Here is a 14,896-nt window from a genome sequence, read left to right as displayed (position 1 = left end):
GTTGTTTTTCGCGTGACTGAGCATGTGTGGAGCTACCAGCCGACCGCGGGCCACCTGGCCGGTACCGATCTGACCGGCTACAAGGTCGAGGCGACCGACGGCAGCATCGGCAAGGTCGACAAGCACTCCGACGAGGTCGGTGACGCCTACCTGGTCGTGGACACCGGCGTGTGGATCTTCGGCAAGGAGGTGCTCCTGCCGGCCGGCACCGTCGTCAGGATCGACACGGAGGACCAGAAGGTCTTCGTCAGCCGTACCAAGGAACAGATCAAAAACGCTCCCGAGTTCCACCGGGACAAGCACCTCGGCGACGCCGGCTACCGGGAGGAGCTGGGCACGTACTACGGCACCGGCGCCCCCTTCGGCGGCCGACCCGCCTGATCGCATTCCCGCACGACGACGCCGGTCCCGACACCCAGGAGGGTGTCGGGACCGGCGTCGTAGGAGTCACCCGCCCTCGAATCCGAAGACCTCGGCCAACGCGGCTTCCTGCTCGTCCACGTCGCCGGCGTTCCCGGCGATCACCGCGTACCGCCAGGAACGGCCGTCGGGCGGCGCGTCCGCGTAGAGAACCACGCCCTCGCCGCGCTCCGGGTCGAACGCGAGGCGGGATGCGCGCAGCCGGAAGAGAGCCGTTTCGAAGTCCATGGGGCTCCGCGTCCAACCCTTCGACACCGACCAGGCCGGGTCGGATTCGGCTTTTCCCTCTGTCAGCCGGGTGACCATGGCGTGGGGGGTGGTGGTGGCCGTACGACGGATGTTGCTCTCACTCGCGTACACGAGGCCGTCCGAGTCGACCAGCCCGTCGAGCCCGAAGGGCCCGCCGTAGCCGCGGTCGGCGAGGTGCCGGCCGAGGGCCGTCCCCCACTCCTCCAGTTCGCCGGCCACGTGCGCGCAGGACGGCGGCAGGGGAGAGGCGTATCCCGTGAAGGATCCCTCAACGGTGCGCATCGCACCGCTGAAGAGCGCGTGTGCCCCGGAGGCCGCTACCTCCATCTGGATACTGACCGACTCCGCCACCTCGAGGCACTCCTCCACCACCCACAGGCCCTCGGGCCCGCCGACCGTATCGAGCAGCAGGCTCGCCTCGCCCCTCAGATCATCGCGGGACACGAAGCGCATTCCGTGCCCTCCCGCCGAACGGTCGGGCTTCACCACGACACGCTCGTGGTCCCGCAGGAGCTCGCGGGCCACGCCTTCGGTCTCCGGGCGCCGGCACATCCGCCCCGCGGGCAGCCGCATGCCCAGTTGCCCGGCCGTCTCACGGAAGCCGGTCTTCGTGTTGAGCAGCATGGTCATCTGGAGCGCTACCTCGGCGGCCTCGACCGTCGGGTACGGGTGCACCGCGATGCCGGTGTCCCGGGCGAACGCGATCGCCGACGCGTCGAGCGCCGTCGGCAGCAGCGCCGCGCCCCTGTCCCCCGCGAGAGCCCGGACGTGCTCGACGAGGCCCGCCTCGCGCACCGCCCGGGCCAGGGGAACGGCGCCGGCGGGTGGTACCTCGACGACCGCCACCGAGTCCGGGGGCACCCCCGTCAGGTCGTACACGTACCGCAAGAACTCCCGACTCAGCGGCACAGGAGTGACGAACACGTCCCCCGGCCGAAGCAGCCACGCCTTCCGCGGCGCCTGCTGGGCCCACGTGGTCAGGATCTGACCCTCGTCGAGATCCACCGCCAAGTCGGAGAGGAAGTTCGCGAACACGACGATCGGGCCCGTCTCAGTCACCGCTCTTCTCCTCTGGTCGGCGTACGGCCGTCCACGGTCGGCGTGGGATCGCTGAACGGGGAGGCAGGTCAGGGAAAGGGTTCCCACGCCTCGGGGCCGGCCCCACGCCACTCCACGAAGTCGGGATCGGTGAGGTCGACGTCCTCGGCGTTCTCCATCCCGGCAGCGGCGAGGAAGGCTCGGACATCGGCTGGGCGGTGTGCCACTCCGATGGCGACGCCGTCATAGCGGACACGGCGCCAGCCCTGCTGGTCGGGGGGATAGATGATCAGCTTGGCGGCCATGGGCCCAGCCTCTGCCGCACCGAGCGCGTTGGCACCCCTTCGCGTCCGAACGGGTGAACTTCGCGGGGCAACTGCCGCCATCGGCACCGGCCGTGGTCGGTCCGCGTCCTACCAACCGCCCGCAGGCTGCAGCGTGCCCCCGAACCGCACGCACCACACGCTCCACACGCATCCCGCCCCGCCTCCGACTGCTTGATCGATCAGCCCGAGACGAGCACGGAGTCGTCGAGGGTGCCCGTGCCGGGCAGGTGGTGGCGGGCTGCAATGAGGGCGGCGTGCACGTCCGTCGTGCCGGTGGACACACAGAGCGCTCGCGCGACGTCCTCGATCTCACCGCGCACGGGCGACTCGCCTTCGGCGGCGTCGAGTACGGACAGCGCCCAGTAGCGGTCGACGAGACCGGGGAGCACGGCCGGGTGAGCCATCAACATCGGTGATTGCCTTTCGCCAGCGGATCCGGATCGTGGCCGTCGCCTACCCTCCCGCTCACCGTTGAACCCGTCCACAGCCGGTTCGCCCGGCGACCTCCCACGATGCTCGCGACGCCCATGAGGCCACCCGCGGGCCCAGGAGCCCGCCGTGCGGATGCTCTGGGCCGCGCCGGGAGTCAGGGTGATCAGGTGGTCGGCCGCGGGGATGACCACGTCGAGGGCGGCATCGTGGGTGGCCGGGTCCGGCTGATGGGGATTGCGGAGGTCGTGCACCGTATGGACCAGAGGTTTCCCGTGCCGGCGAAGAGCGTCCACGAGTGCGGAGAGCTGGGCCGGGCTCTGGGCGTCGAAGCCGAAGTGCAGGTGGAAGACATCGAAGTCCTCGCGGTGGGCACTCACCCACTCCGGGTCGAGCATCACCGGCGGCCACCAGCGCTGCGACGTACTGCGGGCTTGGGCTCCGTTCGGCGAGGATCCGACAGACGGCTGACGCCGTCGGGCTCCGGGGCGGAGCAATGCCGCGCGTACACGTGGCCGGCGGGTACGGACGCCTGACAGGACCGCATCCGGCTGCTCATCCAGGCCGCCAGAGTCGATGAGGAGGAGGGCGGGCGTGTGCCGGGAAAGGAAGTCGTCGACCGCGGTTGCGTCCCGCAGCTCCGTCAGGGCCATGTGGTTCATGATCGGGGCAGCGATCTCAACGCTTCGCCGAGCGCGGGCCGCGCGCGCGGGGGTGGGTGCCACGCCCCTCTCCGCGTCCCAGGGGCACGAATGGGTTCGAGGCCTGGCCGCTTTCGTGGTCAGCGGCCAGCGCTTCGAGTACCGGTGCTCTGGATTGGTCCATGGCGCACACCCGCCCCGCCAGATCAGGCCAAAACGGGCACTTGATCGCCGCCCGTCCACCCTGGTGTTCGTTGCTCGTTGTGTGAACGCTCTCCCGTGTCGACCGCTCCGCGCCCTGAGTGCGCTGACGCGGTTACGGAGCACTACAGCAGGCACTGGTTCATTCACCTCGCCTGAGGCGTCAGCCCTCGACGCCCGTCGATGTGTGGGCGGTGCCCACGGGCTTGGATTCGGGTGAGCCGCGCTGGCGGAGGTAGACGGAGAGGATGACCATGGCGGCGACCGCAAGGAGCTCGGACTGCCAGTTCTGCAGGGTGCGGCTCCAGAAGTCCGGCAGGGTCAGGTACGTGCCCCAGCCGACGGGGGCCTGGAGCTGCCGCAGCCGCTGCTCGTCGTACGCCGCCGTGCCCGCGATCGACTGCGCGAACCAGGACCCGATGAACAGACACCCCATGACGACGCCCAGCGAGCGGGAGTACAGGCGCTGCCGCCAGTCCTTCGTGGCCGCCCAGCGAGGCGAGTCCTTCCTGGCGTGGTCGCCCAGGTGCTGTTCCTCGTCCGACTCGGTACCGATCTTGTGGAGTTCCTTGGACTCGGGTGAGCCCCGCTGGACCAGCCACACGGTGCCGAAGATGTAGAGGAAGAACTGCAGGAACTCCGACTGCCAGTTCTCGGTGACGTCCACCGCGAAGTCGGAGGTCGTCACGTACTCCCCCAGGCCGATCCGCTGGAGGCCGTCGACCGTGAGCTGGTCGTTGAACTCGGCGTGCCCGGCGACGGCCTGCCCGAGCAGGACCAGCAGGAACGCGATCCCGAACGCCAGGGTGAGGCTGTTGTCCCGCCAGAACCCGCCCCGTCGCGGTTTCCCGTGCTTGTCGTCACTCATCGCTGCATCGCCCCGATCGCGATGAAGTAGCCGAGCCCGCCCACCACCACCACGAGACAGGTCACGAAGAGGAAGCGCATCCTCAGCCGCCCTTCAGCACGCACTGGTAGGGCTGCTGTTCCCCCTGCGGGGTGCAGCCGGCCGCGACGACCTTCCATCCCCCGCTGAACTGCGACAGGAACAGCGTGTCGCCGACGAGTCTCAGCATGGCCTGCCGCCCGTACACCTCGGTCGTGCGGACCGCCCCCGCCGCCGGCAGCTCCTCCGCACCCAGCGCCTCTCGGCACGCCTTTCCTTCGTCCTGCTCCAGCTGCCCGCTCGTCTCGGGTGCCAGCAGCAGGCAGGCCGCCTCGTGGTCCCCGGATGCCAGAGCTCGCTCGAACCGTTCACCGGCGGCCCGTGCCCCGTCCACCCGGGCTGCGGGTGCTCCGCACCCGCCGACGAGGACGGCGACCGTGCCTGCGCACAGGAGCGCGCCGACTGTACGCTCCAGCGCCGGTCTGCCCGGCGAAACCGCTCCGGACATCAGGATCAGGTTCACGCGACTTCCCCCCTTGGGGCACCACCACTGCGGCATCTCGTACGTATGCCCCGCCAGTACCCACCGACCCCCTTCGTCCCCCGCAGACCACCCGACCAGCCGCGCAGGCGCGCAGGCGCGGCTGGCGCGCAGGCGCGCAGGCGACGCACTCTGCGACTCCACGCCGAGCCGGCGCACCGGCCACATGCTCCGGCTACGGCATGGGGGGGGAGGCTCGATGTCGTTATGGCGCCTCAGCGCTGCGGTGACGCCGAGGCGCCGATTGGCACCGGCGCGGCGGGGTGGGCGTGCGCCATCAGCCATCGCTCCATCGCGGCCCGCAGCCACTCGGCCGCCCGCATGCCGCTGATGCCGAAGGCCGACTGCCGAGCACGCGGCGGGCCGTCGCCGCAATGCGCAAGGGGAGACAGGAGTCTGCCGACATGGGGGGCCATTGGGAGTAAGAGGGATAGCGAAAGGGAGGAAAGGGAGACTTCATCGCCCGGCGGACGTCCGAACGGCGCAGGTCACAGCGCCTTCGGCGCCGTGCGGGCGACACGCTGAGTTGAGCGGAACCACGTTCTGTGCGCGTCCCGCGCTTCACTGGGTGGCTGGCAACCTCACAAAGAAAGGCGCTCCCCATGGGACACGGCGGTGATGTGATCGCGGAATTGATGACCGACCACGAGGAGGTCGAGGAACTTTTCGCGAACATCGAGGAAATGCCCTCCGGTGACGCCCGCAGGAAGATGTACGCCGACCAGGTCACGATGGAACTCGTCCGGCATTCGGTAGCCGAAGAGGCGCATCTGTATCCCGCCGTGCGCGAGCACGTTCCGGACGGCGACACGATGGCCGACAGGGAACTGGAGGATCACGCCTCAGCGGAACGCATCATGAAGGAACTGGAGGGATGCGACGCCGATCATCCCCGGTTCGACGAGCTCATCACGAAGCTGATGACGGAGATCCGCAGGCACGTGAACGACGAGGAGAACAATCTGTTTCCTCGCCTGCGGCAAGCCTGTTCCGCGGAGATGCTGGAGACGCTCGGCGACAAGGTGCGCCAGGCCAAGAAGACGGCGCCCACGCGTCCTCACCCGTCCGCCCCGGACAAGCCGCCCGCCAACAAGCTTCTCGCCCCGGGGGTCGGGCTCGTCGACCGCCTGCGTGACGCGATGAGCGGGCGAGGCAAAGAACCTTCCTGAGAGGTCGGCATCTCCCCCTTCGCCGGGCCGGCGGCTCCTGCGCGACAGGTGCCGCCGGCCCGGCGCTCACCGCTGTTTCGCCTGCCTGTCGCGGCAGCCGCCCCAAGAGGGTGATCGAGACAGAAGGACACCGAGATGCCCAAGCACCCACCGGACGCCGCGCGGCAGACCACGTACGAGCGTGCCCGGAGCAGCGAGGAACCGGGAGCTCACTCGGGTTCGGAGAGTCAGGCGCGGGAGCACGTCGTGCCGGGCACGGCAAGCGCCCGCGAGGGTTACCACCAGGCCGGCACCCGTCGGGGAGTCCCCGGCCGGTGTCGAGGCCGCACCTGAGGAGCAAGCCGAGAAGCCCTTGAGAACCGATCGGCACCGAGGGGGGTCCCTACCGCGCCGGGCGGCTGAGGGCGCCGGACCAGCTTGACCCGCCTTCTCCGCACGTATCCCACGGGGCCTCATGCGATCCGACAGGCCTCCCGTGGGCCTCGTGCATCCCGTCAACCCCACTCGAGGTGGCCCCGCCGTGACGCCCGATCCCCGTACCAGCGTTGTCGTCATCACCCACAACCGCCGCGACCAGCTGCTGCACACGCTCGACCGGCTGGCAGCGCTGCCCGAGCGGCCGCCTTTGATCGTCGTCGACAACGCCTCAACAGACGGGACCCCAGAGGCCGTCGCGCGGCTGCGGCCGGAGGTCACCTTGCTGTCGCCCGGCCGTAATCTCGGCGCTCCGGGCCGGAATCTGGGCGTACGCCACGCGCGTACGCCGTACGTGGCGTTCAGCGACGACGATTCCTGGTGGGAGGCGGGATCCCTGGCGCGCGCGGCGGACCTGCTGGACCGGCACGCGCGCCTCGGACTGCTCGCCGCCTGCGTCCGCGTGGGTCCCGATGGCGAACCCGATCCTCTGAACGGCATGCTCGCCGCCTCCCCGCTCGGGCGCGCCGTCGATCTGCCCGGCCCACAGGTGCTCGGGTTCCTGGCCTGCGCCGCCGTCGCCCGACGGGAGGCCTACCTCCAAGCCGGCGGCTATCACCCGATCCTGTTCCTCGGAGGCGAGGAGACCCTGCTCGCCTACGACCTGACCGCATACGGGTGGGGCGTGTGCCACCTTCCGGACGTGGTGGCCGTGCACCGGCCGACCGGTGGGGTGCGGCCCGGCCGACCTGCGGTCCAGCGCCGCAACGCCGCCCTCACCGCGTGGCTGCGCCGCCCGGTGGGCGTCGCTGTGGAGCACACCCGCCGGCTCGCGGCTGAGGCCCCGCGCGACCCGGAGGCCCGCCAGGCGCTGGTGGGGATGCTCAGGCGGCTTCCGGCGGCGCTGCGCTCACGCCGTCCGCTGCCGCCGGCCGTCGAGGCGGCGGCCCGCCTCCTGGACGGGGACGGAGTGCGGGCTTGAACGGTGATCGCCTCGGGAGTCCCCGGAGCCAGTAGCGGTAGGCCTGCGCTCCACCGAAGGACTCGCCACTCGTCTCGAGCAGCGAAGAGGATCACGGCAACATTGCCTTGTCCGTCCAGCCACCGTGTCCGACAGCGGCGGCGACACGGGAGCATGGCCGGCAGGCCGGCAGGCCCACTCCTCGAGGCGTTACGCGCGAGATTTCCCGCACCGCTGCCCCGCCGTTGAGCAGGGCCTTCGGCTAGGGGTAGCGACGAGCGAAGGCAGCGTGTGAAGCAGAAACCGTTGTGGGCCTGCGGATTGCACCGGAGGGCCCGCCTCCGCGCTGGCACGAGCAAGGTACGGGCACGGGCACGGGCAGCATGTACGCGCTTCGGCCCAGTGCAGGACCATGAAGGTGACTGCTCTTGGCGTGTCCGACCCTCGCCGGGCGCCGCCGGATGGAGGATGGTCCGCGACGATCCGCCCCTGCCGCCGGGAGACTCCGTGCTGGAACGCAAGCAGCTCAAGGACCGCACCCAGGTCACCTTCGTCCTGCCCGTCGATACACCCCCCGGCCCGGTCAGCGTGGTCGGTGACTTCAACGAGTGGCAGCCCGGTATGCACACCCTGCTGCCCCGCGAAGACGGGACCCGCGCGGTCACCGTCGCCCTGCCCGGCAAGAGCGTGCACTCATTCCGCTACCTGGCCGCTGGCGACTACTGGTTCGACGAGGACCACGCCGACAGCCACGACGGCACCAACAGCCGCCTGCACACCTGAGTACACCTGAGTGGAACGCAGGTGCGCGGGCGCCCGGGCAGCGGCCCGGGCAGTGCCCGCACACCCGCCGTTCCGGCCCAAGGGCACGGCCATGACGACGCCTACCGAGAGGAGCGGCCGGATGACCACGGCTCGCGAGATCATGACGGAAGGTGCCGAGTGCATCGGCGCCGAGGAAACGGTCCTTGAGGCCGCGAAGAAGATGACGCAGATGGGAGTCGGAGCGCTGCCGATCTGCGGCACCGACGACAAGCTCAAGGGCATGCTCACCGACCGCGACATCGTCGTGAAGGTCCTCGGAGCCGGCAAGGACCCCGCCCAGTGCAAGGCCGGAGAACTCGCCCAGGGCGAAGCGGTCACCATCGGAGCCGATGACGACGCCGCCGAGATCATGCGCACGATGGCCGACCACCAGGTACGGCGCCTGCCCGTCATCGACGGCCACCGACTCGTCGGGATCGTCGCCCAGGCCGACGTCGCCCGGGCCCTGCCCGACCCCCAGGTCGGCGACCTCCTCCAGGCCCTCTCCGTCGACTGACAGGGCTGCCCGCCTGCACCGTGGCCAGGTACCGTCCTGTCGGGCACCGGACGGTACCGTCCATACGGAGGATTTCCACTGTGCCGACACAGTTGAACGCGGCGAGTGCGCGCCCGCCCCGCCCTCGGTGTGACAGCGGCCGGGCCCCAAGAATGCGCATCGCGGCCATTCGGGGGACTGTGTAGGTATTCCTGGCTGAGGAGGAAGCCTTATGGGTCGTGCACATGGACGGCGTCCGGAAGCGGACCAGAGCCGCCAAGAGAAGGAGCAGACACGTCGCGCGGGTCTGAATCCGGTTCGCCCTGACACCGACCGGTCTTCCCGCACTCGCAGCGGCGAAAAGAAGGCGCCTCCAGAGGCTCCTGGAGCTGAGGAGGATGGCCCGCGCGAAGAGGGCAGCTGACCTCGAGCCGCCGCACGAGCCCTGCGCACCCCCCTGGTAGCGAGCCAGTGCTCGGCTCCTTGCCGCTGATGGTGTCGGCGGCGGCCCGGTGCGCGCGGGCATACCCCTCCCGGCTCGCCCAGGCGGTCGCCGGGAGCAGCAGCACCAGCCGGGAGAAGCGGTCCGGCTGCCGGACGGCGGCGTGAAGGCAGGTGCCGCAGCCCATCGACGCACCGATCGCGTCTACGGGCTCCCGGGCGTCCAGGTGATCGGCAGGGCGTATTGCCGAGGTATCGGCTCACCTCGCGGACCGCATGCGCCTCCGGGCTCCGGCGACGGGTGGCGCGAGGCATGGGCCATGTCCTCGGAGACGGCCAGGGCGACGGCGGACAGGACCGTCGCGTGCCATGTGCGGAAGTCCTTCGCCGTGATATCGACGTCGGCTCCGGCCCGCAGATGGCCGTTCACATCCTCTGCTCGTACGTCGTGCCACGTGCGCGCCGCCCGGTAGACGCACGCCTCCCGAACGCAAGACGGCGAGCCGCAGTTCGACCCAGGGCAAGTCCGCCTCGCAACGCGGCGACGAGAAGTCCGGTGGCGGCGGCGGTCACCCCGAACAGCGTCCTCCACCCGTCGTCGGTGGCCGGAGCGGGGCGGCCCGGGTAGGTGCGCCGCTCCGGCGGTACTTCAACGTTCTCTGTGCGGGCAACGTCACGGCCCAGTCCGTCCGCATTTTCCAGGCCGATCCGAAAGTGGCGTCAGTGGACGGAGAGCCTCAAGCAGGTGGCCGACCTGGAGGAAGGGCCGGGCCCAAGCGACGTCGGCCTGCTCGACCATCCCGACCTGGGAGACCGCCGGTGACGGACCTGGTCGCGGCCATCATCCGCGTGCCGGACGGCTGCACGGCAGTCTGCGGACCTGAACTGACCCGAGGCGCCGGGGAGGAGGAAATGACCGACGAAGAACTCCGATTCCGGCGTGCGTGGGTCGAAAGCAGCGCGCCGCCCCCGTCGCAGGTGTTGCGGTCCGGCGGGCGAAGTCGCCGAGCGGACGGAGCAGGTTATCCGGCCGGCGCGCTGAGCGGCCCCCGACTGTCACCCGTGAGCACACCCTTCCCACGGTGCAGGTGCTCACCCAGAACCTTCAGCTGGTGGCCGTGACGGCCCGGGACTGAACAGCGGTACCTCCTCCGCGGTCACGTCCAGGCGCAGCCGTTTGAAGCGGGCCGGGTGTCGGAAGACGCCGTTTCCGTCGACGGCCGTGTCGGCGCTGATCTCCGCGACCAGCTCCGGCCGTACGAGGGTCACGTCCAGGAGGCCCCGGCTGCCCCGCGCCGATGCGAAGTGCCATCCCTCCCAGGGATGTCCCGCATCGGCCGCGATCACGTTGCCGCCGACGAGGCGTGTCAGCTCGGCACGGAGCGGGGCCGTGCGGCCGATCGAGCGGAGGTCGCCGTAGGCGTCGCGACGGCCGAGGAGGAGGAGCTGCGGTCGCGTCATGGTGCCGGTGATCGCGCCGATGATCGCCTCCGTCGTGTTCCGGCGGCGGAGTTTGTACCAGCCTCTGTGTCCTGGGTGGTAGGGCTGGTTCATGGCTTTGACGACGATGCCTTCGACGCCGGAGATCTCGGTCCAGGATTCCAGCCATTGCTGGGCCTTGATCAGGTCCGTGGTCATGGGGCACAGCGTCCAGGGGGACGTGAGCCGGTGGAGGGCAAAGAGCGCTTCGAGGCGGAGGCGGCGCTGGCGGTAGGGGTAGCCGGTCAGCTCGCTTCCGTCCTGCTGCAGGATGTCGAAGGCGATGAAGAACGCGGGCAGCGAAGCGGCGAGAGCGCGTGTGCTGCGGCGGCCGCGGGCAGCGGTGCGGCGCTGCAGTCCCTCGAAGGACAGCCGACCCGCCTTGATGTCCCAGACGACGAGCTCCCCGTCCAGGACCAGGCCGCCGGGCAGCTTGTCCGCCGCGACGACGAGGTCGGGGAAGCGGTCCTGGACCAGCGATCCGCGCCGGGTCTGCAGCAGCAAGGCGCCGTCCGGGCCGGTGGGGGTGAACAGAAGGACCCGGTAGCCGTCGAATTTCTGCTCGAATGCCAGCTCGCCCAGCACGCCGGGGCCGGGCACCGACTCCACGGCCTGCGCCAGCATCGGCTCCACCGGTGGTCGCAACGTCACCTGGTCGCCTGCCTTTCGCCTTTCGCCCTTAGCTCCGGGAGAGGGCGCGCTTGCACGAGGTCCTTGCGGCTCATGTGCGAGCGGACGGGAATGCCGCAGCGGCCTTTCCCGTACCTGGCGCCCCGAAACTGAAAAGGCGCCTGATAAGGCCCCACTCGATGCCGTACGTCCTCAGACGCGCTCACTCCACAGCACCGGCCGTCTCAGAGGGCGCTGTGCCGGGCCTGCCCGCGCCCCGACCAGGCGCTGCTGGCACAAAAGGCGCCTGCCCGAAGCAGCCGGAGCTAAGCCAGTGGGGCTGTGCGCGCCCCGCACCGTGGCAGGCCCTGGCCGCTCGCAGCGCGTGGGATCGCGACCGAGCACGCCGCGGAACCCACCGAGATCTGGCAGTCCGAGGTCAAGCAGGGACCGTGCATCGAGGCCTTCACCACCGGTAACGCGGTCCACGCCCTCCCCCTGCGCCACACGAGGCTGACCACCGGCGCGCTCAGGAACCGCCAACCGCTGCGACCCGAGGACGTCACCACCCGCACGCAGACCGCCCTGACCGGGAAAGCGATCTTCGACACCGCCAGCGGCATGCTCGCCGCCACCACCGACATCACCCCCGCCGAAGGCGCAAGCCGCCTCCACGCTCCCTCGACCCGGTCGCCGTCCTGAGCGATAGCACCCGCGGCGGGTTGGCGTGCGTGCGTGCAATGGCGGGAGTCGTTGACCGCGGCCCATCGAACGCCCGGCGGACGGCGGAATCGTCCGGCGCCGCGCACAGGCAACCCCCGACCCCGAAGGCGCCGGGCCAAGTCCCGCTCCATCTGCCCAGGCAGCTCCTGGGCCTGCAGCGCGTGGTGGGCGGATGGCCAGCTCGTACCGCATCGTCCAGAGCCCGTGCGATGTGACCGGTACTGGTAGCGCGGGACGACTGGTGGCCAGCGGAGCCAGGAACTGTTGGCAACCCCGTCCGGCGGCTCGGGCCGAGGTCGTCGGCATCCCGCAGCCCGGCCCTGCGCGGTGCCACGCGCCGGCCGGATTCCGCGCGGAAGCCCTGGCGCCCCGCTAGCCGGGTTTCGGGGCCCCGTAGACGACAGCGTTCGCCCGGGCTGCCTCCGCACCGGCCTCACGCTGGGATGCAGCCGCGTCACGCAGGGAGCGGCGCAGCAGCGCTGTGGGCTCGGAGCCGGCTTCCGGAGACGGGTAGAGGCTGTCGATGATGTCCAGGAGCCGTTGCGGTTGTGGCTGCCATCCGAAGGCGAAGAACGCGAGCCCGCGCTCGTGGAGCCACGCGGCGAGATCGTGGAGTGCGTGCAGGCCCGTGACGTCGAGGAACCGGAGGCGTGTCATGTCACACACCACCACGACGACATTCTCGTCGAGGACGGTGAGGGCTTCCGCAATGACGGAGCGGGAGTCGAAGTCGAGTTCGCCGTCCGGAGCCAGGTGCACGGTGGGCCCGAAACGTCGCGTCACGATCCGCAAGTCGCGTTCCATGGGTATCACCTCGCCAGGACCGGCCGTTCTGGTGCACTCCCGCCCGCTGTGGACGGGAATGGCCCTACTCGATCCTGCCTCAGCGCGGAAAGCGGGTGCAAGACCGTCCGGCGGTTTCGGCCTCACCTACTTGCCCTAGGTGCGGCTGAGGCCGAAAATTCCTTCAAGAGACCGTGTCGTCGGGGGCGCCGTGCCTATGGTGCTCCAGAGATGGCGAGGTGAGCCGCCATGAAACCGGCCTTCCGTATTGCGACCAGGCGCTACGGCACCACCCTCTGCCTGACACCCGTCGGAGACCTCGACCTTGACAGCTGTCCCGCCTTCGACCAGGTCGATCACGCGGCTGGCGAGGGCACCACGGTCGTGGCCTGCACCATGGAGCGCGTCCCGTTCATGGACCTCAATGGCCTGCACTGTCTCCTCACCTTGGCCCGCCGGCTCGAATTCCGCGGCGTTCGGCTGATCGTCTACGCCTGGCGGCCGCAACCCCGGCAGCTGCTGGACCTCATCGACAAGCTGGGCAGCCTGCCCGACGGCAAAATCCGAGAACGCAGGGCCGCTGCAACTGCCCTGCGCCGCGTTCTCGACTTCCGCGCACACGAGGGCCACGAACACGGCACATCCAGGGCCAGCGCAAGCGCTGACTTCGTCCCGTCCGGAGCCATCGCCGGACTCAGCCGCAGACCAGGCACCTTCCGCTCCGCTCGTTGACCACCCGCCCCTCCCCTCAGCGGGCCGCACCAGCCGGCGCTACGTGTCCGGAGCCGAAGTCGGCATCTGCCTGCGTGCCTCGCATGCAGAGGGGAGCAGCAGGCCAAGGCGCCAGAGGCGTGCTCGACTTGGGCCGTTTAGCGGACATGCATGCAGGACGGCAGGGGCGTCTGATTCATCCTCTGCAAGGCGCTCACCACGGGTACCGCACGATCACCCACGCGGTCCGCCGCCGTTCAAGGGCAGGCCGAGCACCGCCTCGACCACCTGGCCGACGGAGATGCGCAGGAGCCGCGCATCGGGCAGGGATGCGTGCGCGTCGCCGGGCCGCAAGGGGTCCTCTCCTTCGCGCGGGCACCACAACACCCGGTGTTTCGCGTGAGGGGGCGGGCCCCACAGGGAGGGGGCCACAGGGCCGAAGAGGACGACGGACGGCGTACCCAGGGCCGTCGCGAGGTGCGCCAGACCCGTGTCGCCGACCAGGACACAGCGCGCACCGGCGACCAGTGCGCAGAGTTCGTGGAAGGGCACGTCGCACGAGCCGCCGACGACCGCCTCCTGTGGCAGTCCGGCGTCGCTCGCCACCCGTCGCGCCAGCGCCCCCTCGCCCACGCCCGCCGTGACGACCACGTCCTCGCCCGCTCGGCGCAAGGCGCGGGCAACCGCCGCGAACCGTTCCGGGGGCCAGCGTCGAGCACCGGCGTCGGCGCCGGGGTGGACGACGACGGCACCCGGGGCGGGCGAGGCGCACGCAGGGGCGGCGATCGAGAGGTCGGTGGGGTCGGCTTCGATGCCGTACCAGCGCAGCAGGCGGCACCAGCGCTCGCGCTCGTGCTCGTCGTCGCGCCACTCGGGTCCGAGGGCGTCCGGGGTCCCCGTCCCCGCGTGCCGGTAGGCGAGGAGCCGACGCGGCCGCAGCCGCTGGAGGAGCATACGGCTGGGCGGCCCGTTCCCGTGCAGGTCCACAGCCAGCTCTGGCGGCGGTCCCGCCCAGCTCAGTGCGGTGGGCACGCCGCGGCCCCGCGCGGTCGTCGGCAGGACACGGTCGACGAGGCCGGCGGCAACGGCGACGGTGCCCAGCCGGGCGGGTGCGGCCAGGACGATGTCGCGGTCCGGCATGCTCCTGCGCAGCGCCCGGAGGCAGGGCACCACCGTGAGGAGGTCGCCGAGGCCCAGCGCCCGCAGGACGATGACCTGGGGGCGGCTGTAGGCGAGCTTGTGCTCTGTCGGAGCTGGGCCTGCCGGATGGTGCAGACTCATGAGGTCCTTCCGAAGCTCGCGAGGGGCGGCGGGCCGCTGATCCGACCGCTGTCGCCGGTCGGGATCCGCACCTGAGCGGTGCTCCCTCCAGGGTCGCTGCCGAGCCGCTCCACCCAGAAAGAGCCCGCGTCGCGCGGCTGCTGCACTCCACTGTCCCGAGGAGCGTGCTCCGGGGCACGCCGGGCTAGGCCGCAAGGTGTTCCGACGGCTCCGGACGGCCGCTGTGAGCAAACACACCGGCTGCCCCGTCGGCCTTGGCAGGCCAGGGTCCGGGGCCTCGCAGTGGGCCCGTCG

At 70.7% G+C, this 14,896-nt stretch carries 15 protein-coding genes; 7 read left to right on the top strand and 8 right to left on the bottom strand.

Features of this window, described 5'->3' with window-relative positions:
• Positions 1-12 precede the first annotated feature (12 nt).
• Complete coding sequence (locus ACZ4VT_RS13785; protein ID WP_467949266.1) at positions 13-381, top strand: PRC-barrel domain-containing protein; 369 nt, start codon at positions 13-15, stop codon at positions 379-381.
• Positions 382-447: 66 nt separating this feature from the next.
• On the opposite strand, the gene ACZ4VT_RS13780 is transcribed toward ACZ4VT_RS13785, so the two are convergent.
• The 5 genes from ACZ4VT_RS13780 to ACZ4VT_RS13760 all read right to left on the bottom strand — a co-directional run bounded on the left by ACZ4VT_RS13780 (position 448) and on the right by ACZ4VT_RS13760 (position 4,713).
• Positions 448-1,728, bottom strand: coding sequence for a preATP grasp domain-containing protein (locus tag ACZ4VT_RS13780; RefSeq protein ID WP_467949264.1), 1,281 nt, complete (start codon positions 1,726-1,728; stop codon positions 448-450).
• 68 nt (positions 1,729-1,796) lie between these two features.
• Positions 1,797-2,012, bottom strand: coding sequence for a hypothetical protein (locus ACZ4VT_RS13775; protein ID WP_125539589.1), 216 nt, complete (start codon positions 2,010-2,012; stop codon positions 1,797-1,799).
• A gap of 200 nt (positions 2,013-2,212) precedes the next feature.
• On the bottom strand, positions 2,213-2,443 hold the full coding sequence (locus ACZ4VT_RS13770) for a DUF5133 domain-containing protein (RefSeq protein ID WP_467949262.1): 231 nt from the start codon (positions 2,441-2,443) through the stop codon (positions 2,213-2,215).
• A 1,024-nt stretch (positions 2,444-3,467) separates the two neighbouring features.
• The gene (locus ACZ4VT_RS13765; RefSeq protein WP_467949260.1) at positions 3,468-4,172 is read right to left on the bottom strand and encodes a DUF6766 family protein; all 705 of its coding nucleotides are present in this window, start codon (positions 4,170-4,172) and stop codon (positions 3,468-3,470) included.
• Between the two features lie 82 nt (positions 4,173-4,254).
• Positions 4,255-4,713: a hypothetical protein gene (locus ACZ4VT_RS13760; RefSeq protein WP_467949259.1), complete on the bottom strand. Its 459-nt coding sequence runs from the start codon at positions 4,711-4,713 to the stop codon at positions 4,255-4,257.
• Positions 4,714-5,333: 620 nt separating this feature from the next.
• Here ACZ4VT_RS13760 and ACZ4VT_RS13755 point away from each other — a divergent pair.
• From ACZ4VT_RS13755 to ACZ4VT_RS13740, 4 genes are all read left to right on the top strand, one after another.
• The gene (locus ACZ4VT_RS13755) at positions 5,334-5,900 is read left to right on the top strand and encodes a hemerythrin domain-containing protein (RefSeq protein WP_467949257.1); all 567 of its coding nucleotides are present in this window, start codon (positions 5,334-5,336) and stop codon (positions 5,898-5,900) included.
• Positions 5,901-6,420: 520 nt separating this feature from the next.
• Positions 6,421-7,296, top strand: a complete 876-nt coding sequence (locus ACZ4VT_RS13750; RefSeq protein WP_467949256.1) for a glycosyltransferase family 2 protein — start codon at positions 6,421-6,423, stop codon at positions 7,294-7,296.
• 447 nt (positions 7,297-7,743) lie between these two features.
• The gene (locus ACZ4VT_RS13745) at positions 7,744-8,058 is read left to right on the top strand and encodes an early set domain-containing protein (RefSeq protein WP_467949254.1); all 315 of its coding nucleotides are present in this window, start codon (positions 7,744-7,746) and stop codon (positions 8,056-8,058) included.
• 121 nt (positions 8,059-8,179) lie between these two features.
• Positions 8,180-8,596, top strand: a complete 417-nt coding sequence (locus tag ACZ4VT_RS13740; RefSeq protein WP_356811782.1) for a CBS domain-containing protein — start codon at positions 8,180-8,182, stop codon at positions 8,594-8,596.
• 1,512 nt (positions 8,597-10,108) lie between these two features.
• Here ACZ4VT_RS13740 and ACZ4VT_RS13735 read toward each other — a convergent pair.
• Positions 10,109-11,146 carry an ATP-dependent DNA ligase gene (locus ACZ4VT_RS13735; RefSeq protein WP_467949252.1) on the bottom strand — a complete coding sequence of 346 codons (1,038 nt, stop codon included), beginning with the start codon at positions 11,144-11,146 and terminating at the stop codon, positions 10,109-10,111.
• A gap of 300 nt (positions 11,147-11,446) precedes the next feature.
• On the opposite strand from ACZ4VT_RS13735, the gene ACZ4VT_RS13730 reads away from it, so the two are divergent.
• Entirely contained in the window at positions 11,447-11,806 is a 360-nt protein-coding gene (locus ACZ4VT_RS13730; protein ID WP_467949251.1) for a hypothetical protein, read from the top strand.
• A gap of 393 nt (positions 11,807-12,199) precedes the next feature.
• Here the strand turns inward: ACZ4VT_RS13730 and ACZ4VT_RS13725 are convergent, their stop codons facing one another.
• Complete coding sequence (locus ACZ4VT_RS13725; RefSeq protein WP_467949249.1) at positions 12,200-12,631, bottom strand: STAS domain-containing protein; 432 nt, start codon at positions 12,629-12,631, stop codon at positions 12,200-12,202.
• Between the two features lie 228 nt (positions 12,632-12,859).
• Here ACZ4VT_RS13725 and ACZ4VT_RS13720 point away from each other — a divergent pair, with 228 nt between their 5' ends.
• Positions 12,860-13,342, top strand: coding sequence for an STAS domain-containing protein (locus tag ACZ4VT_RS13720; RefSeq protein WP_467949248.1), 483 nt, complete (start codon positions 12,860-12,862; stop codon positions 13,340-13,342).
• 213 nt (positions 13,343-13,555) lie between these two features.
• Here ACZ4VT_RS13720 and ACZ4VT_RS13715 read toward each other — a convergent pair whose 3' ends face one another.
• A complete protein-coding gene (locus ACZ4VT_RS13715; RefSeq protein ID WP_467949246.1) occupies positions 13,556-14,602 on the bottom strand; it encodes a glycosyltransferase family 9 protein in 1,047 nt (348 codons plus the stop codon).
• Positions 14,603-14,896: the final 294 nt, after the last annotated feature.

This window comes from Streptomyces sp. NPDC029164, from assembly GCF_055563995.1.
Note: the sequence above shows the minus strand (reverse complement) of the source record. Positions and strands in the feature narration are given on the sequence as shown.